The organism is Candidatus Nanopelagicales bacterium (assembly GCA_037045355.1).
Classification (GTDB): domain Bacteria; phylum Actinomycetota; class Actinomycetes; order S36-B12.
On sequence record JBAOHO010000010.1, the window covers coordinates 112,459 to 132,935 of the forward strand.

General features: G+C 67.3%; 18 protein-coding genes, 2 tRNA genes and 1 pseudogene. 9 read left to right on the forward strand and 12 right to left on the reverse strand.

The genetic code is table 11. The annotated features are described in order from the left end of the window. Positions 1-510: 510 nt before the first annotated feature. Positions 511-1,608 carry a hypothetical protein gene (locus tag V9E98_04310; GenBank protein MEI2716210.1) on the forward strand — a complete coding sequence of 366 codons (1,098 nt, stop codon included), beginning with the start codon at positions 511-513 and terminating at the stop codon, positions 1,606-1,608. A 51-nt stretch (positions 1,609-1,659) separates the two neighbouring features. Here the strand turns inward: V9E98_04310 and clpX are convergent, their stop codons facing one another. The 5 genes from clpX to V9E98_04335 all read right to left on the reverse strand — a co-directional run bounded on the left by clpX (position 1,660) and on the right by V9E98_04335 (position 6,234). After that, complete coding sequence (gene clpX, locus V9E98_04315) at positions 1,660-2,964, reverse strand: ATP-dependent Clp protease ATP-binding subunit ClpX (GenBank protein ID MEI2716211.1); 1,305 nt, start codon at positions 2,962-2,964, stop codon at positions 1,660-1,662. Positions 2,965-3,162: 198 nt separating this feature from the next. Further along, positions 3,163-3,798 (reverse strand): ATP-dependent Clp protease proteolytic subunit, encoded by a 636-nt coding sequence (locus V9E98_04320; protein MEI2716212.1) that lies wholly within the window; start codon positions 3,796-3,798, stop codon positions 3,163-3,165. Then, entirely contained in the window at positions 3,795-4,406 is a 612-nt protein-coding gene (locus tag V9E98_04325) for an ATP-dependent Clp protease proteolytic subunit (protein ID MEI2716213.1), read from the reverse strand. Before V9E98_04325 ends, V9E98_04320 begins: the two co-directional genes overlap by 4 nt. A gap of 185 nt (positions 4,407-4,591) precedes the next feature. Then, a complete protein-coding gene (gene tig / locus V9E98_04330) occupies positions 4,592-6,049 on the reverse strand; it encodes a trigger factor (protein ID MEI2716214.1) in 1,458 nt (485 codons plus the stop codon). A 109-nt stretch (positions 6,050-6,158) separates the two neighbouring features. After that, a tRNA-Pro gene (locus tag V9E98_04335) sits at positions 6,159-6,234 on the reverse strand. Between the two features lie 89 nt (positions 6,235-6,323). Here V9E98_04335 and V9E98_04340 point away from each other — a divergent pair. Next, positions 6,324-6,394: transfer RNA gene (locus V9E98_04340), tRNA-Gly, on the forward strand. 73 nt (positions 6,395-6,467) lie between these two features. On the opposite strand, the gene V9E98_04345 is transcribed toward V9E98_04340, so the two are convergent. The 3 genes from V9E98_04345 to V9E98_04355 are packed head-to-tail and all read right to left on the reverse strand — an operon-like array spanning position 6,468 to position 7,563. Next, positions 6,468-6,731: a type II toxin-antitoxin system RelE/ParE family toxin gene (locus tag V9E98_04345; GenBank protein MEI2716215.1), complete on the reverse strand. Its 264-nt coding sequence runs from the start codon at positions 6,729-6,731 to the stop codon at positions 6,468-6,470. After that, the gene (locus V9E98_04350; protein MEI2716216.1) at positions 6,728-6,979 is read right to left on the reverse strand and encodes a type II toxin-antitoxin system Phd/YefM family antitoxin; all 252 of its coding nucleotides are present in this window, start codon (positions 6,977-6,979) and stop codon (positions 6,728-6,730) included. The genes V9E98_04345 and V9E98_04350 overlap by 4 nt, the downstream gene beginning before the upstream one ends. Before the next feature lie 14 nt (positions 6,980-6,993). Next, on the reverse strand, positions 6,994-7,563 hold the full coding sequence (locus tag V9E98_04355; GenBank protein ID MEI2716217.1) for a hypothetical protein: 570 nt from the start codon (positions 7,561-7,563) through the stop codon (positions 6,994-6,996). A 293-nt stretch (positions 7,564-7,856) separates the two neighbouring features. On the opposite strand from V9E98_04355, the gene V9E98_04360 reads away from it, so the two are divergent. The 5 genes from V9E98_04360 (at position 7,857) to V9E98_04380 (ending at position 13,052) form a co-directional block, all read left to right on the forward strand. After that, on the forward strand, positions 7,857-8,591 hold the full coding sequence (locus V9E98_04360; protein MEI2716218.1) for a DUF3159 domain-containing protein: 735 nt from the start codon (positions 7,857-7,859) through the stop codon (positions 8,589-8,591). 10 nt (positions 8,592-8,601) lie between these two features. Then, on the forward strand, positions 8,602-9,828 hold the full coding sequence (locus tag V9E98_04365) for a patatin-like phospholipase family protein (GenBank protein ID MEI2716219.1): 1,227 nt from the start codon (positions 8,602-8,604) through the stop codon (positions 9,826-9,828). Positions 9,829-9,857: 29 nt separating this feature from the next. Continuing rightward, positions 9,858-11,159 carry a M1 family aminopeptidase gene (locus tag V9E98_04370; protein MEI2716220.1) on the forward strand — a complete coding sequence of 434 codons (1,302 nt, stop codon included), beginning with the start codon at positions 9,858-9,860 and terminating at the stop codon, positions 11,157-11,159. A 118-nt stretch (positions 11,160-11,277) separates the two neighbouring features. Beyond that, a complete protein-coding gene (locus tag V9E98_04375) occupies positions 11,278-12,402 on the forward strand; it encodes an ERAP1-like C-terminal domain-containing protein (GenBank protein ID MEI2716221.1) in 1,125 nt (374 codons plus the stop codon). A 65-nt stretch (positions 12,403-12,467) separates the two neighbouring features. Continuing rightward, the gene (locus V9E98_04380) at positions 12,468-13,052 is read left to right on the forward strand and encodes an NAD(P)-binding domain-containing protein (GenBank protein MEI2716222.1); all 585 of its coding nucleotides are present in this window, start codon (positions 12,468-12,470) and stop codon (positions 13,050-13,052) included. A gap of 102 nt (positions 13,053-13,154) precedes the next feature. On the opposite strand, the gene malQ is transcribed toward V9E98_04380, so the two are convergent. The 4 genes and pseudogenes from malQ to V9E98_04400 all read right to left on the reverse strand — a co-directional run bounded on the left by malQ (position 13,155) and on the right by V9E98_04400 (position 16,983). Further along, positions 13,155-15,230 (reverse strand): 4-alpha-glucanotransferase, encoded by a 2,076-nt coding sequence (gene malQ, locus V9E98_04385; GenBank protein ID MEI2716223.1) that lies wholly within the window; start codon positions 15,228-15,230, stop codon positions 13,155-13,157. Continuing rightward, positions 15,223-15,783, reverse strand: coding sequence for an amidase family protein (locus V9E98_04390; protein MEI2716224.1), 561 nt, complete (start codon positions 15,781-15,783; stop codon positions 15,223-15,225). The genes malQ and V9E98_04390 overlap by 8 nt, the downstream gene beginning before the upstream one ends. Before the next feature lie 13 nt (positions 15,784-15,796). Further along, positions 15,797-16,660 (reverse strand): annotated as a pseudogene (locus tag V9E98_04395) (amidase). After that, entirely contained in the window at positions 16,660-16,983 is a 324-nt protein-coding gene (locus V9E98_04400) for a lipopolysaccharide assembly protein LapA domain-containing protein (GenBank protein MEI2716225.1), read from the reverse strand. The pseudogene V9E98_04395 and the gene V9E98_04400 overlap by 1 nt, the downstream one beginning before the upstream one ends. 283 nt (positions 16,984-17,266) lie before the next feature. Between V9E98_04400 and V9E98_04405 the strand changes: the two genes are divergently transcribed. Both V9E98_04405 and V9E98_04410 read left to right on the forward strand, forming a co-directional pair. Next, on the forward strand, positions 17,267-19,378 hold the full coding sequence (locus V9E98_04405; GenBank protein ID MEI2716226.1) for a prolyl oligopeptidase family serine peptidase: 2,112 nt from the start codon (positions 17,267-17,269) through the stop codon (positions 19,376-19,378). Positions 19,379-19,495: 117 nt separating this feature from the next. After that, a complete protein-coding gene (locus tag V9E98_04410) occupies positions 19,496-20,416 on the forward strand; it encodes a mechanosensitive ion channel family protein (protein MEI2716227.1) in 921 nt (306 codons plus the stop codon). Positions 20,417-20,477 lie beyond the last annotated feature (61 nt).

Here is a 20,477-nt window from a genome sequence, read left to right on the forward strand (position 1 = left end):
CAGCCGCAGTTCGGGTGGTTGGTGGAGCCCGACGAATCCCCGTCAACTCCTCCAAGCCCGCCAACCCCGTCAGCTCCGTCACCTCCGTCAGCTCCGTCAACCCGGTCAACCCCGCCGGCCCCGTCAACCCGGTCAACCTCGTCCGCTCCTCCAACCCCGCCGGCCCCGTCAACCCGGTCAACCTCGTCCGCTCCTCCAACCCCGCCGGCCCCGGAACCGCGACCGGATCCCATCGGGCCGCCTCCGGCTGGCCACGCGATTCCCGTTGATCGACCCCGCACTGTCACCCGGCCGGTGACGCAGCCGTGGTTCAACCCCCACGACACCGTTGACGATGAGCCACCCGCCCCGCCGTCGACGACGAGTTCCTTGCCCACCTTCTCTTCCGAGGCCTCTGACCACAGTTCGTCTGGCTCTGACCCTGCAGCTTTCACGAACGGAGCGACGCCCCCTCCCCGAGATACAGGCGCACCCGAAGCGGCACTGCCACTGGCCGCGACAGTGGCTGCAGTGGCCGGCGTCGCGAAGTCGCCGGTGGCCGACTCCCGGGCCACTGAGGCCAGCGCCGCGGAGGCCGCCTCGGCTGATCTCCCGACGACCGTCGACGTACCCGAACCACCTCCCTCGGGTGCCCCTATCGCGACGGCCGATGATTCGACACCTCCTGCAACGACGACAGCGACGGACGAGTCGACACCTGCCCCCTCAGCAGACCCGGGAGCCCCACCGGCAGACCCGGGAGCCCCACCGGCAGACCCGGGAGCCCCACCGGCAGACCCGGGAGCCCCGCCGGCAGCCACGGGAGCCCCAGCGGCAAACCCGGAAGCAGGGGCTGAACAGCCACCCGAGCCGGACACCGGGGCGGACTCAGAGCAGCCACCCCCACCGGAATCCGAAGACGACGGCTCCCCGTCGAAGCCCCGTGGCCGACGCGCATTGACGTGGATCCTGATCATCGGGGGTGGCTTGATTGCTGTCGCACTCAGCGCCTACATCGCTTTGGTCAACCCTGGCTTCCTCAAGTCCAAGCCCATCGCCCCCGTGGTCCCGGCTGTCGACACTCCCGCAGCGGCGGCAGGACTGACGAAGGCGGCCAAACCCGCCGAGCCCGCCACCGGGGTCTTCAAGAAGACCGCCACCGCGCTCGGCGCCGGCCCTGGCAGCGAGTTCGCGACCTACTCCAACGGAGAAGCACAGACCTCCAACAGCGAGAAGAACCCCAACAGCGAGAAGAACCCCAACAGCGAGAAGACCTCGAACAGCAAGAAGGACTCCCAGGGAAAGCCCGACGGGAAGCAGGAGGCCACCGCCAGCAATGCCGTGACCTCGACCGTGTGGGTGTCCCCCACCGCCAGCGCGGACCCAGCCGCGATCGCCGCCGCATACACCAAGTCAGGCGGGGAGAAACTCGGCACCCTGACCACCGTCCCGGCCGGTCCCCGCGGTGGCTCCATGGCGTGCGCCGCGGTATCCGCTCAGCAGAGTCTGTGTTTCTGGACCGATGAGGGAGTCAGCGGCGCTGCCGACGTGACCGGGATGGGCCGCAGTGCCGCCGCGCAACTGGTGGCGAACATGCGGATCGCCCTCGAGCCTCCGGTCATCCCCTGAGGTGAGGCCGTCGAACCGGTTGGTGAGTCAGTCGAAGTGCTCGTGACTCGCTCAGGCGGTCGTGCGCTCCGATGACGAGCCGCCTCCACGCCGCCGCCGCGGGGTGATCTCGCGGGGAACCATGGTGGGTGCCGCGCGGTCGACGACGGTCTTCTCGGTGATGACGACCTTGGCGATGTCCTTGCGGCTGGGGACGTCGTACATGACGTGGAGCAGGATGTTCTCGAGGATCGAGCGCAACCCGCGCGCTCCGGTGCCCCGCTCGATGGCGAGGTCGGCGATCGCGTCGAGCGCCTTCTTGTCGAACTCGAGTTCGACGCCGTCGAGCTCGAACAACCGCTCGTACTGCTTGACCAGCGCGTTGCGCGGTTCGGTGAGGACCGCGATGAGTGCCGCGCGATCGAGCGCGGACACCGAGGTGACCACCGGGAGCCGGCCGATGAACTCCGGGATCAGTCCGAACTTGAGGAGGTCCTCGGGCATGACCTTGCTGAAGATGTCGTCGGGGTTGGTGTCGCCCGACTCCTCTTCGGTGAGGTGATGCGTGAAGCCGATCGGCTTGGCGCCGACCCGGGACTCGATGACCTTGTCCAGCCCGGCGAACGCGCCCCCGACGATGAACAGCACATTGGTGGTGTCGATCTGGATGAACTCCTGGTGGGGGTGCTTGCGGCCCCCCTGCGGCGGAACCGAGGCCTGCGTGCCTTCCATGATCTTCAACAGCGCCTGCTGGACCCCCTCACCCGAGACGTCCCGGGTGATCGAAGGGTTCTCGCTCTTGCGGGCGATCTTGTCGATCTCGTCGATGTAGATGATGCCGCTCTCGGCCTTCTTGACGTCGTAGTCGGCGGCCTGGATCAGCTTCAGCAGGATGTTCTCGACGTCCTCGCCGACGTAGCCGGCTTCGGTGAGTGCCGTGGCGTCGGCGATCGCGAAGGGGACGTTGAGTCGGCGGGCGAGGGTCTGGGCCAGGAGGGTCTTGCCGGACCCGGTGGGACCGAGAAGCAGGACGTTGGACTTGGCGAGCTCGACGTGTTCGTCGCGGCCCCGCTCGCGACCGCCGAACTGCAGCCGCTTGTAGTGGTTGTACACCGCCACCGAGAGGGTCTTCTTGGCGTTGTCCTGGCCGATGACGTACTGATCGAGGAAGTCGAAGAGGTCCTTGGGCTTGGGCAACTCGTCCATCGACGCGCCAGAGCCGTCGGACAACTCCTCTTCGATGATCTCGTTGCACAGGTCGATGCACTCGTCACAGATGTAGACACCTGGACCTGCGATGAGCTTCTTGACCTGCTTCTGGCTCTTGCCGCAGAACGAACACTTCAGGAGGTCGCCGCCGTCGCCCATTCGTGCCACTGCGCACTCCCTCCTCGAAAGGTGACCGATACCCACCTCATGAACGAACCCTAAGCGCCGGGTCCGACACCGCAGATGCAGCCCCTCAGACCGTACCCCGACCGACCCAGCCACGCCCGGTACCGACTCGGCGTTTCCCCCAGGTGATTGCGAGCGGACGCAGCCGATGGCCGGGGTTGCCCGGCCCCTCTGACCGGCTCAGGCGCCCGACGGCGAGGCCTTGCGGGACGTGATCACCTGATCGATGATCCCGTAGTCCTTGGCCTGCTCCGCCGTGAGGATCTTGTCACGCTCGATGTCGTGCTCGATCTCCTCGACGGGCTTGTTGCTGTGATGCGCGAGGATGCCTTCCATCTCCTTGCGCATGCGGATGATCTCGTTGGCCTGGATCTCGATGTCCGAGCCCTGCCCCTGCCCTTCGCTGTAGGGCTGGTGGATCAGGATGCGCGAGTGCGGCAGCGCGAACCGCTTGCCCGGAGTACCGGCAGCGAGAAGCACAGCCGCCGCGGACGCCGCTTGGCCAAGGCACACCGTCTGAATCTGCGGCTTGACGAACTGCATCGTGTCGTAGATCGCGGTCATAGCGGTGTACGAGCCGCCCGGGGAGTTGATGTAGACCGAGATGTCCCGCTCGGTATCCATCTGTTCCAGGCAGAGCAACTGGGCCATGACGTCGTCGGCGGACGCATCGTCGATCTGCACCCCGAGGAAGATGATGCGCTCTTCGAACAGCTTGGCGTAGGGGTTGCTGACGCGTTCCATGCCCCCTGAGGTGCGCTCCCGGAACTCGGGCAGGATGTAACGCGCCTGAGGCGCGAACAGCGGCTGGTTCATGCGGTACCACCATCTCCGGTCACGTCGCTGGCACTGACCACGACCTGGTCGACGAAGCCGTAGTCCTTGGCTTCGTCGGCGGTGAACCAGCGGTCGCGGTCGGAGTCGGCCTCGACCGTCTCGAGGCTCTGGCCCGTGTGCTGGGCAATGAGTTCGGCCATCTTCTTCTTGGTGTAGAGCATCTGTTCGGCCTGGATCTTGATGTCCGAGGCCGTGCCGCCGATGCCGCCTGACGGCTGGTGCATCATGATGCGTGCGTGCGGTAGCGCGTAGCGCTTGCCGGGCGCTCCCGCGGACAGCAGGAACTGCCCCATGGACGCGGCCAGGCCCATCGCGACGGTGGCGACGTCGTTCTTGACGTACTGCATGGTGTCGTAGATGGCCATGCCGGCGGACACTGATCCGCCCGGTGAGTTGATGTACAAGAAGATGTCCCGCTCGGCGTCCTCAGCGGCGAGGAGCAGGATCTGAGCGGCGATCGTGTTCGCCATCTGGTCCTCGACGACGGACCCCAGGAAGATGATGCGCTCCCGCAACAACCGCTGGTACACCGACTCGTCCAACCCCGGACCCGAGGGCTCGCGGCCCCGGGACTCGGGGAGCAGAATGTCCGACACGTGCAGCCTCCGTGCTCTTCCGTCGTGGTCTTGAAGACCCTAACGCGGCGACCGGGGATCCACTCCCGCAGCACGCACCGTTTCGCGGTCGGCTCAATCCGTCGCGACCGGGCCAGGTCAGGCGGGGGGATTCGACATCCAGGCCGGCAGCCCGCTGGGGCGTCGCGAGGCGCAGCTCAGCGGTCGCGTTCCTCAGCGGCCTCTTCGGCCTCGGCGGCCTCGAGCGCTTCTTCGGCCTCGATCGCTTCGTCTGCTTCTAGCACTGCTTCGGCCTCGTCGAGTTCCTCTTCGGCCTCTTCCAGGGCGTCAACGAGTTCCTCGGCTTCTTCGGCCAGCTCTTCGGCCAGTTCCTCTGCTTCCGCTTCCTCAGCTTGGCGATCGAGCTGCGACAAGTCGATCTCGTTGCCGTCCGTATCGGTGATCCGAGCGGATTCGAGCACGACCGCCAGCGCCTTGCCGCGGCGCACCTCGGCGACCGCCATGGGCACCTGCCCGGCCTCGACGAGGGCCTGCGCGAACTGATCCGGTGACATGCCGTAGCGCGGAGCCTGCATGAGCAGCCACTGGCTGAGTTCACCTTCGCCGACAGAGACGTCCTCCGCCTCGGCGATGGCGTCCATCAGGAACTGGCTCTTCAGCGACTTGCGGGCGTCGGCCTCGACCTCGGCGCGGTGATCGTCGTCGGATTCACCGTGGTTCTCGAAGTGCTGCTCGACCTCGGCGGCGATGACCCCTTCGGGCAGCGGGACCTCGAACGCGGCGAGCAGTTGGTCGTGGGCCTTCTCGCGGGCTTCCTGACCCCGCTCCATGAGCCGGGCCCGCTCCAGGCGCGTGCGCAGGTCGGCGCGCAACTCGTCGAGGGTGTCGAACTCGGACGCCATCATGGCCAACTCGTCGTCGAGTTCGGGCATGATGCGCTCTCGGACCGTCGAGACGGTGACGGAGACCTCGATCGGCTTGCCCTGGTAGTCGCCGAACTCGGGAGTGAAGTCGAACGTGGTGCTTTGGCCGGCGGACAGACCGATGACGGCCTCGTCGAGTCCGGGGACCAGTCCCTCTTCGCCGACCTCGTACGACAGCGCGGTCTGGGCGAGTTCTTCGATCTCGGTGCCGTCGGACATGGCGGTCATGTCGATCAGAAGTACGTCACCGTCGGCCACGTCCCGGTCGACCTCCGAGTACGAACCGAAACGCTTGGCCAAGAGGTCCAGTTGTTCGGCGACGTCCTCGTCAGACACGGCGAGTGGGGCGACCTCGACCTCGATGCCCTTGTAGTCAGGCAGGTCGAAGGCGGGCCGGATGTCGACCTCGGCGACGAAGGCGATCTTGTCACCGTCGGTGATATCGGTGATTTCGACCTGAGGCTGGCCCAAGGGAATGACATCTGCTTCCTTGATGGCGGCCTCGTAGGCGGGGGGGACGGCGGCGTTGACGACCTCTTCGAGCACCGCACCGCGACCGAGGCGCTGGTCGATGATCGCCCGCGGGACCTTGCCCTTGCGGAACCCGGGGATCTGCACCTGGGACGCGATGCGCTTGTAGGCGGCGTCGAGTTCGTCGGTCAAGTCGTCGAAAGGAAGATCCACAGTCAGTTTGACGCGGGTCTCCGACAGGTTCTCAACGTCGGTCTTCACGGGGCTCCTCTGTCGGTCGGCGGTGTCGCCTGGGCGGGTTGTTGGGTGGTGCTGTCTGGTCGGCTGTTGCTGTCGGCTGGGTTGGTTGGTGAGTTGACGGTGGTGGTGATGGTCGGGGCGGGGAGACTCGAACTCCCGATCTCCTGCTCCCAAAGCAGGCGCGCTAGCCACTACGCTACGCCCCGGCAGCCCGCTCAGTGTACGGGCCGGGTCGAGAACATTTTGCGGGCGGATACACTGATGCGCGCACCGCGGGTAGTACTCGGTGGTCGTTGCGGGTGTAGCTCAATGGTAGAGCCTCAGCCTTCCAAGCTGATGGTGCGGGTTCGATCCCCGTCACCCGCTCTCACAGTCGTCCGACAGTGACATCTCCTCTGTTCCGCGGCTGACTTCGTGTCACGACTGACGCCGGCCGACCTCATCGGTAGACCTGCCGGCGATGCCCGACTCGGACGGCCAGGATCAGCAGGCGACGATCGTGGACCTCGTAGACGATGCGGTAGTCCCCCACGCGGACACGGTGCGCCGAACTCTCACCTTTGAGTGGGACACACGCCGGTGGGCGCGGGTTCACCGAAAGAAGCTCGATGGTCGCTCGCACGCGCTGTTGCTCCTTCTTGGGAAGGGCTTGGATCGACTTCAGCGCCCGGCGCGCGATTTCCACCCGGCAGGTGCCGGTCACACCAGTCCGAGGTCGGCCTTGACCTCGTTCCACGGGATGTAATCGTCGTCCTCCCGCGCAGCCCGCAGTTCGGCCAGGTCGACGGCTTCTTCAGCGTCCTCCAGCAATTGCTCGTAGGCCTCGTGGTCCAGGATCACCGCCACGCGGCGCCCACGACGGGTCACGATCACCGGGTCCCCACTGCGCCGGGTGGAGTCGATGAGTTCGGCGAGATGGTTGCGCGCCTCGCTGACAGCAATCTCGGTCATGTACGAATCGTACATTAGCTCGGGCTGGGCGAAGCCGCCTTCTGGCACGAGGGGGCAGCGGCGAAGGCCGCACTCAACTCCGAGTTGGCTCCGGAGGCCGCGGTCGTCAGGGTCGTCGTGAACGATTCCGCAGAAGCGTCGGCCGCCTTCACCGCAATCAACGCCTCAGCAGCGGCACTGACGAAGTCCTTGGTGGTCTGGGCGTCGGCTGCCTTCTGCACCGCGTCAGCGGCGGTCTGAACCGACTCGTCGAAGCTCTTGTCGGCGTTCGACAGCTCAGTTTTCAGTTGCTCGGCACCCGCGGCGTCCACCGGAGCAGCGGCGATCGTCGTGCTGAGCTGATTCACAGACGCCTGCACTTGCCCCGCCTGACTCTTCAGGGTGGCCTTCATCTGTTCCACTGCGGAGTCGCCTTGCGCCGGGTCGTAGGTCAAGTCACTGCCCAACGCATCGAGGCTGGACTGAACTGATGCCGCCGACGTGCACACCGAGTCGGCCCACTGCGCGGACGCCGACAGGCTGGGGGACTCGCTCGGAGAACTCGACCCGCTGCAGCCCGCCAGGCCGATCGCCAGCACCGCCACGGACCCCCATGCCCCGAGTCGAACGTGACGCCCTCGTCGGCTGTCGATCCGGACCGGCTCCGATTGACCGGCCAGCTGGCCCGAATGGCTCGAATGGCTCGAATGGCTCGAATGGCTCGATGGAACGGTGTGCATCTGTCGTGTCCTCCACTGCCGCAGACTTCGATCGGAAACCCCGTGAATCCGGTCGGCGCCATTCTTCCAGACACGAACGTCCGGAGCTGCCGGCCCGAGTTCAAGTCTGATGTGCAACGGAGTTCGCGCAACCCCGCTCCCCCCGCGACAATGACGGAGTGGGCATCGAGGACACCGGCACCGAGCGTGACTCACCGGCCGAGCCTCACGGCGATGGCCCTGACGCCGTGATCGCCGTCGCGGCTCCCGACAATCCGATGCACCGCCTGCTCGGCGGCTGGCGCGGCGGGTTGGAGTCCGCGGCGCCCAGCGTCGTGTTCGCCCTCACCTACGTCGTGGCGGGCCACGGCCTCGGCACAGCACTGATCGCAGCGGTCACGGTGGGAGTCGCGCTGGCGATCCTGCGGCTGGTGCGCCGCGAGAAACCGGTGCGGGTGATTGGAGGGCTGCTGGCCGTCGGCATAGCGGCGCTGGTGGCCGCTCGGACGGGCAACGCCGTCGACTACTTCCTGCCCAGCCTGTTGGCGAATGTCGTGTCCGCGCTGGCGTGGGCGCTGTCGATCCTCGTGGGATGGCCCATGCTGGGCATCGTCGTCGGGCTCGCTCTCGGGCAGCGCACCAGGTGGCGCAACGACCCCGACCTCGTGCGCGTCTACGGACTCGCGTCATGGGTGTGGACGGTGTCGTTCCTGATCCGCGCGGCGGTGCAGTACCCGCTATGGCTCACCGACAATGTCGTCGGGCTGGGGGTCGCCCGGCTCGTGCTCGGCTGGCCCATGGTGCTGGCAGTCATCGGCATCTCCTGGTGGCTGATCCACCGCTCCTTGCCACCGGGCCATCCCGGTCTGCTGCATCCTCGTTCCCCCAGTCCCGCGTCAGTCCCGCGGGAGTAGCCTGCGCGTTATGGCCGACGCCACGACCAGCGCCGATAACTCGACCGTCGCCGTCGTGATGACGGGGGCCGCGGCCAGGGGTGCATTCCAGGCCGGCGCCTTGGCCGCGATCGTGCCCGAATTGGAGGCCCGCGGCCTGCGTCCGTCGGTGTTCTTGGGGGCCAGCGCCGGCGCCATCAACGCCGCGCTGTGGGGATCGTTCGCGCATCTGGGCAGCGACCGGGCCGGCCGACGCATGGTGGACGTGTGGCGCTCGATGGGGCGCAAGGACATCCTGACGCATCCGGTCGGCTCGGTCCTAGGTGACAGTTGGCGGCTGCTGCCCGGTTCCTTGGCCGGGCGCGGGCCCGGGTTGCGGTCGTTGCTCAACACCGAACCGCTCGTGCGCACGTCTCGGACAGTGTTCGACCCTCGCCGCCTCGCCGCCAATGTCGCTGACGACGTCGTGAGCGCGGTGGGGGTCGTGGCCACGCGTATGCCGACCCGCAACGCCGCCATGGGCACTGCTCGCTCGGTCGTCTTCATCGACACGAACCTCCCCACGGAGGGGGTGGCGGACTCGGCCCGCGCTGTCGACGTCGCTGTGGGTCACCTGACCGCCGACACGGTGCTCGCTTCGGCGGCGATCCCGGTCGCGTTCCCGGCGGTGCGTCTGTCCCATCCCACCGCTGTCGCGGGCTGGTACATCGACGGTGGGGTGCGACTGAACGCCCCTCTGCGTCCGGCGGTGGCGCTGGGCGCGCAGACGATTGTCGTGATCTCTGCCGACGCCACCGACTACGCACCCGCCGAAGCCCCAGCCGGAGCGGGCGAACCATGGCCGGACGTCGGTGATGCCACAGCCCTGACCCTGCACACGGTGCTGGGTGACCGGATGATCGAGGACCTGCATGCCTTGCGACAACGCAACGAGTGGATAGCGCAGGGGCTCGTCCCCGTGTCGCGGGAAGGTCGTGCGTACCGGCCCATCGACACCATCACGGTCGGACCGCGACCCGGCGAACTCGCCAGCCTCGCCGAGTACGTCATGACCCGCAAACGACTGTCGCGCTGGCGCAGTTGGATCCGCGAATCCGATCTGTTTGCACTGGAGCGGGTCCTGCGCGGTATCGGCGAGGGCACCGGTCAGCGTGAGCTGCTCAGCTACGTGCTGTTCGACGAGGAGTACTTCGCCGCCCAGATCGAGATCGGGCAGACCGCCGCGCGTGCCGCGCTGCGAGCACTCGACGACAAATGACCCCACCGGGTCTGGCAGGATTCACGATCATGACCACTGCCGCGAACATCACCCGGGCTGAGGCCGCCGCACGATCAGCCGACGTCTCGGTGCAGTCCTACGACGTCGAGTTGGACGTGACCGGCGACACCACCTTCCGTAGTCGAACCACGGTGCGCTTCACCGCGCGCACTGCCACTACCTGGCTCGATCTGATCGCACCAACGTTGCTCAGCGTGACGTGTAACGGCGCTGCGGTCGACATCACCGCCTACGACGGCCACCGCATACAACTGACCGGCTTGGCGGCCGACAACGAGGTCGTGGTCGAGGCGAACTGCGCGTTCATGAACACCGGCGAGGGGTTGCACCGGTTCGTGGACCCCGTCGACGGCGAGACGTACCTCTACACCCAGTTCGAGACAGCGGACGCACGCCGCATGTACGCATGCTTCGAGCAGCCGGACATGAAAGCCACGTTCCGACTCGCCGTGACCGGGCCCGCGCACTGGACAGTCGTGTCGAATGCCCCGACTCCGGAACCGACTCCGATCGGCGACGGGGTGGCCCGATGGCAATTCGACACGACGGCTGTGCTGCCGACCTACATCACCGCGCTCGTGGCCGGCCCCTACCACGAGGTGCGCGACGAGTACACGGGCACATACGGCACTTATCCCTTGGGGGTCTTCTGCCGACGCAGCCTGGCCGAACACCTCGACGCCGATGAGATCCTCACTGTCACCAAACAGGGCTTCGAGTTCTTCGAGCGCATCTTTGGCATCCCCTACCCGTTCGGGAAGTACGACCAGTTGTTCGTGCCCGAGTTCAACGCCGGTGCCATGGAGAACGCGGGCTGTGTGACGTTCCTCGAGGACTACGTGTTCCGCAGCCGGGTCACCTACTCGGCCTACGAGCAGCGCGCCAACACGATCCTGCACGAGATGGCACACATGTGGTTCGGGGATCTCGTCACCATGAAGTGGTGGGACGACCTGTGGCTCAACGAGTCGTTCGCCGAGTGGGCCGCTCACTTCTCCTCCGTCGCGGCGACGCGCTACACGGACGCCTGGACCAGCTTCTCCGTGCTGCGCAAAGCCTGGGCGTACCGCCAGGACCAACTACCGTCGACGCACCCGATCGCGGCCGACATGACCGACCTGGACGCCGTCCGCGTCAACTTCGACGGCATCACCTACGCGAAGGGCGCCGAGCGCGCTCAAGCAACTCGTGGCCTGGGTCGGCGAGGACAACTTCCTCGCCGGGCTGCGTGCGTACTTCGGCGACTTCGCCTGGCGCAACGCCACCCTGCCGGACCTCCTGCGGCATCTCGAGGCCGCCAGCGGCCGTGACCTGACCGACTGGACGCGGCAATGGCTGCAAACGTCTGGCGTCAACCTGCTGCGCCCGGAACTCACCGTCACCGACGGGGTCATCGAGCGGTTCGCAATCCGCCAAGAGCCGCCGGCGATGCCGCCGGGACTGGAGCCGGTCCTGCGTGACCACCGCATCGGTGTCGGGCTGTACATCGACCTGCAAGGTCAGTTGGTGCGCGACCGGCTGATCGAGGTCGATGTCACCGGCGCCGTGACCGAAGTCCCCGAACTCGCCGGAGAACGGCAGCCGGAACTGCTGCTGCTCAACGACGGCGATCTGACGTTCGCCAAGATTCGGCTCGATGACAAGTCGGTACGCGCCGCCATCTCCGGGATCGGTCGGATCGACGACTCGTTGGCGCGAACGTTGATCTGGGGTGCGGCGTGGGACATGACCCGCGATGCCGAGATGTCCGCGGGCGAATACGTCGACCTCGTACGCTCGGGCATCGTCGTGGAGTCCGACGTCTCCATCGTGCAGACGACACTGCGGCAGGCGAAAGCCGCTGTCGACCAGTACGCGGCCCCTGAGAACCGACCCCGCTATGCCGAGCTGATGGCAGCCCTGTTGTGGGATGCGGCCAACAGCAGCGATCCGGGCAGCGATCACCAGTTGGCGTTCGTCCGGTCGTTCGCATCCTTCGCCGAGTCCGGTTCCGACCTCGACCGTGTCGCGGGACTGTATTCCGGTGACCTTGTACTCCCCAGCCTGGCCGTGGACACCGACCTGCGCTGGCTGCTGCTGCAGCGACTCGCTGCCGCGGGCCGGTGCGGCACCGCGGAACTCGACGCCGAACGCCAGCGGGACAACACGGCGACCGGTAAACGTCAAGAGGCGCTGGCGCTGGCTGCCCTGCCGACGGAGGACGCCAAGGAACGGGCCTGGGACTCGATCGTGTCGGACCCCGACCTCCCGAACGCCCTGCTGGATGCGACGCTAGGTGGCTTCGCTCAGACGGGGCAGGACGACTTGCTGAGGCCTTACCGGGACAGATATTTCGCCGCCCTCGACGACATCTGGCGCCACCGCACCCCGGAGATGGCGCAGTCGATCACGATGCTGTTGTACCCGTACTTGCTGGTCGAGGACGACACCATCGCCGCGGCGGACACCTACCTGGCCCGTACCGACATCAGGGCATCAGCACGTCGGCTCGTGTCCGAGGGACGGGATGCGACGGCCCGGGCCCTGCGTGCCCGCGCCCGCGACGCCAGCTGACGAGGGAGAGCGAGATGAAGGCTGACGAGAGGAGAACGATATGAAGGCTGACGAAGGATAACGAGATGAAGATCGTGGTGTGTGGTCGGGGCAATGTGGGTTCTGCCTTGGGTGAATCCGCCGCAGAACTCGGACATGTGGTGACGTACGCAGTCCGAGATCCCAGCCGCGCCGACGAGACGGCTATCCCCGGCGGAGCCGACGACGCTGATGTGGTGATCCTTGCGGTGCCGTTCGCAGTCGCCGCAGACACGGCTGCTTTGCTGGCTCCCGGGAAGTCCACCATCGTGGTCGATGCCACCAACCCCTTCGGGGCACCCCTGCCCTCCGGGGCGGCCTCCGGTGCCGCGACCATTGCCGGGGCATTGGGCCCAGGCGTGCGACTCGTCAAGGCTTTCAATGTGCTGGGAGCCGAGAACATGCGCGAGCCCCAGTTCCCCGCCGGTCGGGCGTTGCTGCCCGTCGCCGGTGATGACGACGAGGCTCGCCAGTCTGTCGTGGAACTCGCCCGGGCCATGGGCTACGAGGCCGTCGCCGTCGGCGGACTCGCCAACGCGGGGCTGCTCGAGGAAGCCGCCCGCTACTGGGGGCTTCTCGCTTTCGCGGGTGGGCTGGGGCGCCACTTCGCCCTGGGAGCCTTGACCCGCTGAGCACCCTCCTCCGGAGGCGACTCGTCGTCCCACCGCTTCGCCGCCCGGTGGCGGAGGATGATGGAACACCCGGGTGCGGGATTCAGCCGGGGGGCGTCGGCGTCACCTGTTGACGACGTCGAGGATCTGGGCCCACAGTTCTTGGTCGGCGAGCTCCTCGACCGGCACCGTCCGACCGCAGCCATCGCCGAGAGGGATCGACCAGTTCGGGTACTCGCGATGTGTGCCCGGCTGGTTCTGGGTGCGAACCTCACCGGTCAGATCCGGCAGAGCGACCCCAAGCAGGACGGCGGGACTCGCCGCGAGGCATCGGTGCAGACCGACCACGAACTCGGCGATCGGAGCATCGACCTGCGCGATCCAGCCGCGCTCGTGCAGGAGTCGCCGCCACTCAGCAATCTCCGTGGCATGGTCCCGCCGTTCCTCTTCTACTGTCCCGTGCAGCAAGCCGAGCCGCTCCCGCACGTCGATGTGTTCCCCGGCCGCGTAGCCGGCCGAAGGTGGCAGGTCGTGCACCGTGACGCTGGTCAGCGACTGAGCCCGCCAATGCTCGGGGGGCGTGATCGTGTGGCCGCGTTCGAACCACAACACCCCGGTGCCGAGGATCCCGCGGTCGGCCATGTCCGCTCGCATCCAGTCGGCCACCGTACCCAGGTCCTCCCCGATCACGACTGCACCGACGCGGTCGGCCTCCAACGCGAGAATCCCGACCAGTGCCTCATGGTCCATGGCCACGTACGTGCCCTGATCGGGCGGGAACCCCTCGGGAATCCACCACTGTCGGTACAGACCCAGCACATGGTCGATCCTGATGCCACCGGCGTGGCGCAGCGTCGTCCGAATCATGTCCCGATAGGGCACGAAAGCGGCATCGGCGAGCGCTTCGGGAAGCCAGGGAGGCGAGGACCAGTCCTGGCCCATCGGGTTGTACATGTCCGGTGGCGCACCCACGCTCGTGTTCGCGGCCACGACGCCAGCGAGCCGCCAGGTGTCGCAACCGTCGGGATGGACGCCCACCGCGATGTCGTGGATGATTCCGATGCCCATGCCGGCGGCCTCCGCCGCGGACTGAGTCTGCGCCAACTGTCGGTCGAGTTGGTACTGCATCCAACTGTAGAACTGGACTCGCTCTTCGAGTTCGGCGAACCGCGCGGTGACGGCGGGCGCCCGGACATCGCGCAGATCCTCGGGCCACTCACCCCATCTGGGGCCGTGCTGTTCGGCGAGAGCGCACCACAGCGCGAAGTCCTGGAGCCCGACTCCCCCGTCAGACACGAACATCAGGAATTCCGGATCATCGCGATCAGCCGCGGCCCACAACTCCTCGAGCGCGGCGCGTTTCACGGGCCAGATGTGGGATCGATCGATCCTGTCGGCGGCGATCGACGGGACCTGTTCGTGCAGATCGGACAGCCGCTGACGCTCGGCTTCGCTCAGGCTCAGGCCGGCGGCGATGCGGTCGATGTCCAGGTACAGCGGATCGGGGAACCGGCGGGTCACCGGCAGGTACGGGGACTGCTCGATCGGCTCGACAGGGCTGCCCGCATACAACGGATTCACCAGCACGAAATCGCCATCGAACTCGGCCGCCTGACGCGTGAGCTCAGCCAGGTCGCCCAGATCGCCCAGCCCCCACGACCGGCGGGAGCGCACCGAGTACAGCTGCACCATGAGACCCCAGCCGGGCTCGACGTCGGGGAGTCGGTCCGGGGTCACGATCAGCGGGCAGTAGGCGATCCCCTGCTCGGTTCGCACCTGGAACTGGTGATAGCCGAGCGGCAGATCGGCGGGGATCTCGAACGCTGCCTCGCCGACGAGCACATCGCCGATCTCGCGTGGCTGCACGAAGTGCTCGACTTGGGTCGCGGGTCGGGATCCGCTGCCGTCCTCCCACACCAGGTGAGCGGTGATCGTGGTTCCGTGCGGAACGTGCACCCAAATGCGGCCGGTGCGGGAGCGGCGGTGGACGTAGACCGGTGGCAGCACCCGATGCCAGGACCTCAGCTCCGCCTCTGTGGTCGCGGCATCGACCTCGACGGGAGTCGCGGCTGAGACCCCGAGAGCGGCGAGGACCGCGACGACGGTGTCCGGCGACACCTGGCGGTGATTGCCCTGTTGGTCCCAGTACTCGGTGGCAACTCCGTAGCGGTCTGCCAGTCGAGCCAGAGCATCATCCATGCGGGCCCCGCAGGTCGGGCATGCGCAGATGCCACTGCACGGCCCGCTCCATCTGCGCAGCGAGCGAGATGATCGTCCATTCGTCGCGAGGGCGCCCTACCAACTGCACACCCACCGGTAGTCCGCGGTCCGTGTGATGCACGGGAACGCTGATGGCCGGTTGACCGCTGACGTTGAAGGGGGCCGTGAACGGGGTGAACCGCTTCTGGTTCTCGAAGTCCTCGGCTGGATCATGGTCCAGTCGCAGCCCGGCCAACTCGGCGGGCAGTTGCGCCAAGGTCGGAGTCAGCAGAACGTCGCATCCGGACGTCGCCTCGATCGCCTGTGCCGCAGCCCGTCTCATCACGGAGACAGCGAGCGCGAGGTCGGCCGCACTGTATTGCTGTCCCAGTTCGCGCAGGTGACGGGTCAGTGGGGTGAGTAGATCCACCTGCGAGTCGGTGAGTGGCAGCGCGGCCGCGCCCACCCGCCACACGGTCTCGAAAGCGGGAACCGCCTCTGGGGTGAACGGCCGCTCGATGTCGCGGACCTCGTGGCCGAGGTCGGTGAGCACGTCTTGTGGCCTCTTCGTATGCGGCGATGCACTCGTCGTCGACGTCAGCGTCCACGACCATGGGGCGACTGAACCGTCCGATCACGAGTGGACCCGGATCGCGGCGTGCGGCGGCGAGGAACGAACCGGGGGCTGCGTTCGGCAAGCCGAACAGATCTGCATCGGTCGACCCGGCGAGCACATCCAGCAACGCGGCGGCATCGGCGACCGTGCGCCCCAACGGGCCGACGACAGCGAGTTCGCCGACGGACTCCCCCAGGGGGATGTTGCTGACCCGGCCCCGCGCGGGTTTGATGCCGACCAGGCCGGTCACGCTGGCGGGGATCCGGATGGAACCTCCGCCGTCGGAGCCCTGGGCGACGGAGGCGAGGCCGGTGGCGACCGCGGCCGCGGCTCCGCCGGAGGATCCCCCCGCGGAGCGTTCGAGGTCCCACGGCGTACGCGCGGTGTGACCCAGATCGTTGTCGGTGTAGGAGGGAAACCCGAATTCCGGAGTCGAGGTCTTGCCGGTGATCACCAGCCCTGCGGCTCTCATCCGCTTCACAAAGGCAGAGTCGACGGGAGCCACGAAATCCGCCATCGCGCGGGAGCCGAAGGTACACGGCATCCCGGCGACCAGGTCGAGATCCTTGACGGGCGCGACACAACCCACCAACGCGTCACTGTCGGCGAAATCGCCGCGAGCCAATGCCTGATCGACCTGCGCTGCCTGCGCCAGAGCCTGCTCCGCGGCCAGATGGGCGAACGCGCCGACCACAGGATCGAGCGCGGTGGTGCGGTCGAGGTAGTGCTGGGTCAACTCGCCGCACGAGAACTCCCCAGCACGGATGCCAGTGGACTGTTCCAGCGCGGTGAGGTCGCTGAGTTGCGTCGTCATCAGTCGCGGACATTCGCCCGGCGACGCCGCCGGGTCCACCACGATGCCATCCACCCGAGGATGATGCCGATGAGCAGGACGACCACGAGCACGATCCACAGCGGCGCGGAGTCGACCCGGAAGATCACGAAGTTGACCGGCACCGGTTGGGAGTTGGTGAAGATGAACACCAGCACGATCAGCGCGAGCACCACCCAGGCGGTGAAGCGGGCCCAGCGACGCCACGGCGGTGCGGGGGCCTCGCCGCTGACAACCTGGGGCTTGCCCTGCACGAAGTCCTTGTCGGGGATGGGCCGCCCGTCCTTGCCACCTGGAACCGCCATGACACTTCCCTTCGTCGCTGCCGCCGGGCCTTTCACCGCGTCCGTCAGCCAGTCGGCTGCTCGGCCGGAGCGGTTGACCGCTCGACCAAGGCCGTTGGCTGCTGCCGGCCGGCCGGTTGCCTCGGCCGCAGTGACGGACTGCCTCTGCCACAGTGGTTGATTGCCTCGGCCACGGTGGTTGACCCTCGGCCAGAGTATTGATTGACAGCGCGGTAGCGCGACACCCCGCGCCGCGTGTAGGGATCCTGTGTGTGGCACAGGTCGGTCACCGTAGGGTCTGATCGTGACTTCAGACCATGCGCCGCGACTCCCCCTGGTGGACGATTACCACGGCACGCCGGTGGGCGACCCCTACCGCTGGTTGGAGGATCCTGCGACATTCCCAGAGGGGGACGCCACGCAGTGGCGCCAGTGGCGCCAGGACTGGGATCGAGCGCAGGCGGACCGTTACCAACAGGAAGCTGCCCAGTGGCGGCGCCGTGACGATTTTGCGGGCATCCTGACAAATCTGCTGGCAGGTGGATACCAGGGCCTGCCCGTGTGGCGCGGCCAGCGGCAGTTCTTCATCAGGCGCGACCCGGGCCAACAGTTCGGGGTGCTCTACACCGTCGACCCCGATGGCACCGACCGGGTGCTGATCGACCCGATCGAGTTGGATCCGTCGGGGCGCACGACGCTCGACGGGTTCCAGCCGTCATGGGAGGGCGACAAGCTCGCCTACCTGCTCAGCGAAGGCGGCACCGAGGAGTCCGTCCTGCGGGTCATGGACGTCGCCACCGCAGACGTCATCGACGGTCCGATCGACCGGACGAGGTTTTCGTCCGTGGCGTGGCTTCCCGGCGGCGCCGCGTTCTATTACGTCCGCCGCCAGGACCCTGCGACTCTGGCTCCCGACGAGGTGCAGTTCCACCGCCGGGTCCGACTGCATCACCTCGGCGCCGACCCCGACACCGACGCGGAGATCTTCGGCGGCGGGCTGCGCATCACCAACTACTACTCCGTGGGAGTCACCCGCGACGGCAAGTGGCTGGTCATCGATGCTGCGGAGGGGACGGCCCCGCGCAACGACGTCTATCTCGCCCCCCTCGCCGGCGCCGATCTGGCCGCCCCCGACCTGCGTCCGGTGATCGAGCGCCGGGACGCGCAGACGTCGATCACGATCCGCCCGGACGGGCGGATGTTCATCTGGACCGACTTCGAGGCTCCTCGCGGTCGACTGCTACATTGCCGCGCGGAAAACCCGCAGCCGGAGCACTGGCAGGATCTCGTCGCCGAGTCCCCGGACTCGGTGCTGGAGTCATTCCGGCTCAGCGACGGACCGGATGGACCTGATCAGTACCTCGTGGTGCACCGGACCAGCCACACCATCGGAAGTCTGGAGGTCCTCGACTCCCACACCGGTGACTTGGTGCGGCCGGTTGCGGTCCCGGGTCTGGGCACAATCGCGGGGCCCGTCGGACGTCCCGAGGGCGGCAGCGAGAACTGGTACGTCTACACCGATCACACCACCACTCCGAACGTCTACTGCTACGACGCCGTGTCCGACACCACGATGTTGTGGGCCACCCCGCCAGGCGACGTGCAGATCCCCCGCGTGGTCACCCAGCACGTGGTCTACCGCTCATCAGACGGCACCGAAGTGCGCATGTACGTCATCAGCTCCGACGGGCAGCCGTCGCGCCCGCGGCCGACGATCCTGTACGGATACGGCGGGTTCGGGGTGTCGTTACCCCCCGCCTACAACCCGTCGGCGTTGGCCTGGGTCCAATCCGGCGGGGTGTACGCGATCGCGAACCTACGGGGGGGATCGGAAGAAGGCGAACAGTGGCATCGCGCCGGCATGCTGGCCGACAAGCAGAACGTGTTCGACGACTTTCACGCCGCCGCGCGCTGGCTGATCGACACTGGCTGGACCACGCCGGCCCAACTGTGCATCAGCGGCGGCTCGAACGGCGGCCTGCTCGTCGGTGCCGCGCTCACGCAGCACCCCGAGTTGTACGGCGGGGTCATCTGTACCGCGCCGCTGCTCGACATGATCCGCTACGTCACGAGTCAGCTCGGCGCCACGTGGACCGTGGAGTACGGCGACCCCTCGCGCCCCGAAGAGTTCGCCTGGCTGTGGCAGTACAGCCCGTACCACCGGGTGCGCGACGGTGTGCCCTACCCGGCGGTGCTGATGATGGTGTTCGACAACGACACCCGCACCGACCCCATGCACGGCCGCAAGATGGTCGCCGCCTTGCAGCACGCCACGACAGGCACCGCCCCGATCATCTTGCGCACCGAGTCGGATGTCGGCCACGGCGCCCGCGCTCTGGACAAGTCCGTCGCCGAGGCCGCCGAGTCGCTGGCGTTCGCCGCTCACATCACCGGCCTGGGCGACGAGGAGCGCTGACCCGTGTTCGCCAAGAGCCCCAGTCCCACCCCCAGCCCGAGTCTCAGCCCCAGTCCCAGTCCGACTCCAAGCCCCAGCCCGTCCGCGATCATCACGGCCGAGGATCCTCTGACTTGGGTGTTCAGCGACGCCCCGATCCGCCTGTTCGCGATCGTGGTGACGGCCGCGATCATCAACTGGGTACTGGCCTGGCTCATCAAGCGCGTCGTCCGTCGCTCGATCAACTCCCCGGGGCTGCTCAAGCGCGCCGGCGCCCAGGCGCAGGCCCAACAGGAGCGCCGTGAACAGCGGGCCAAGGCGATCGGACAACTCACCACAAGCATCGTCACGCTGATCGTGTGGGGCACTGCGGTCCTGATGATCCTGCCGCTGCTGGGCGTCAACATCACACCGCTGCTGGCCAGCGCCAGCGTGATCGGGGTGGCGCTGGGATTCGGCGCGCAGACACTCATCAAGGACTACCTCTCCGGCATCTTCTTGATCCTCGAGGACCAGTTCGGGGTCGGAGACTTCGTCGACCTCGGCGAAGCCGTGGGCACTGTCGACGAGGTCACCTTGCGCGTGACTCGGCTACGGGACACCAGCGGTGTGGTCTGGTACGTGCGCAACGGTGAGATCCTGCGCGTCGCCAACCGGTCCCAGGGCTGGACGATGGCGATCATCGACATCCCCGTGGCCTACGACCAGGACCTCGACGACGTTCAGACCGTCGTGGAGCAGACCGCCGATGCCATGGTGGCCGATCCCGACAGTCTGGTGTCGGAGTTCAGCCGCCCGACGTACGCCGGAGTCGAGTCTGTGTCGGGTGAGGCGGTGTTCGTCCGGGTGCTCGCGAAGTCGGACCCCGGAGATCAGATCCCACTGCAGCGTGAGATCCGGCAGCGACTCAAGGCGTCCTTTGACGAGGCCGAGATCCGGGTTCCGGTGCTGTACCGGATGCCTGGGGCACCGGGAGCACCGGGAGCGCCGGGAGCGCCTGGAGCCCCCGGGGGACCGGGTGCGGGTGCGGGCGCCGGTTCGGGATCGACCAAGCAGTAACTGCCACTTGAACACTCCCTCCTCGGCGACTCAGGGTCCCCCACGGTCACCGACACGCTGG

What these genes read in the sequence shown, in the direction of transcription:
- V9E98_04370 (MEI2716220.1), top strand. Translation starts at nt 9,858, where the DNA reads ATGACCACTGCCGCGAACATCACCCGGGCTGAGGCCGCCGCACGATCA.
- V9E98_04365 (MEI2716219.1), top strand. Translation starts at nt 8,602, where the DNA reads ATGGCCGACGCCACGACCAGCGCCGATAACTCGACCGTCGCCGTCGTG.
- malQ (MEI2716223.1), bottom strand. Translation starts at nt 15,230, where the DNA reads ATGGATGATGCTCTGGCTCGACTGGCAGACCGCTACGGAGTTGCCACC.
- V9E98_04320 (MEI2716212.1), bottom strand. Translation starts at nt 3,798, where the DNA reads ATGAACCAGCCGCTGTTCGCGCCTCAGGCGCGTTACATCCTGCCCGAG.
- V9E98_04375 (MEI2716221.1), top strand. Translation starts at nt 11,278, where the DNA reads ATGCCGCCGGGACTGGAGCCGGTCCTGCGTGACCACCGCATCGGTGTC.
- V9E98_04350 (MEI2716216.1), bottom strand. Translation starts at nt 6,979, where the DNA reads ATGACCGAGATTGCTGTCAGCGAGGCGCGCAACCATCTCGCCGAACTC.
- V9E98_04380 (MEI2716222.1), top strand. Translation starts at nt 12,468, where the DNA reads ATGAAGATCGTGGTGTGTGGTCGGGGCAATGTGGGTTCTGCCTTGGGT.
- V9E98_04400 (MEI2716225.1), bottom strand. Translation starts at nt 16,983, where the DNA reads ATGGCGGTTCCAGGTGGCAAGGACGGGCGGCCCATCCCCGACAAGGAC.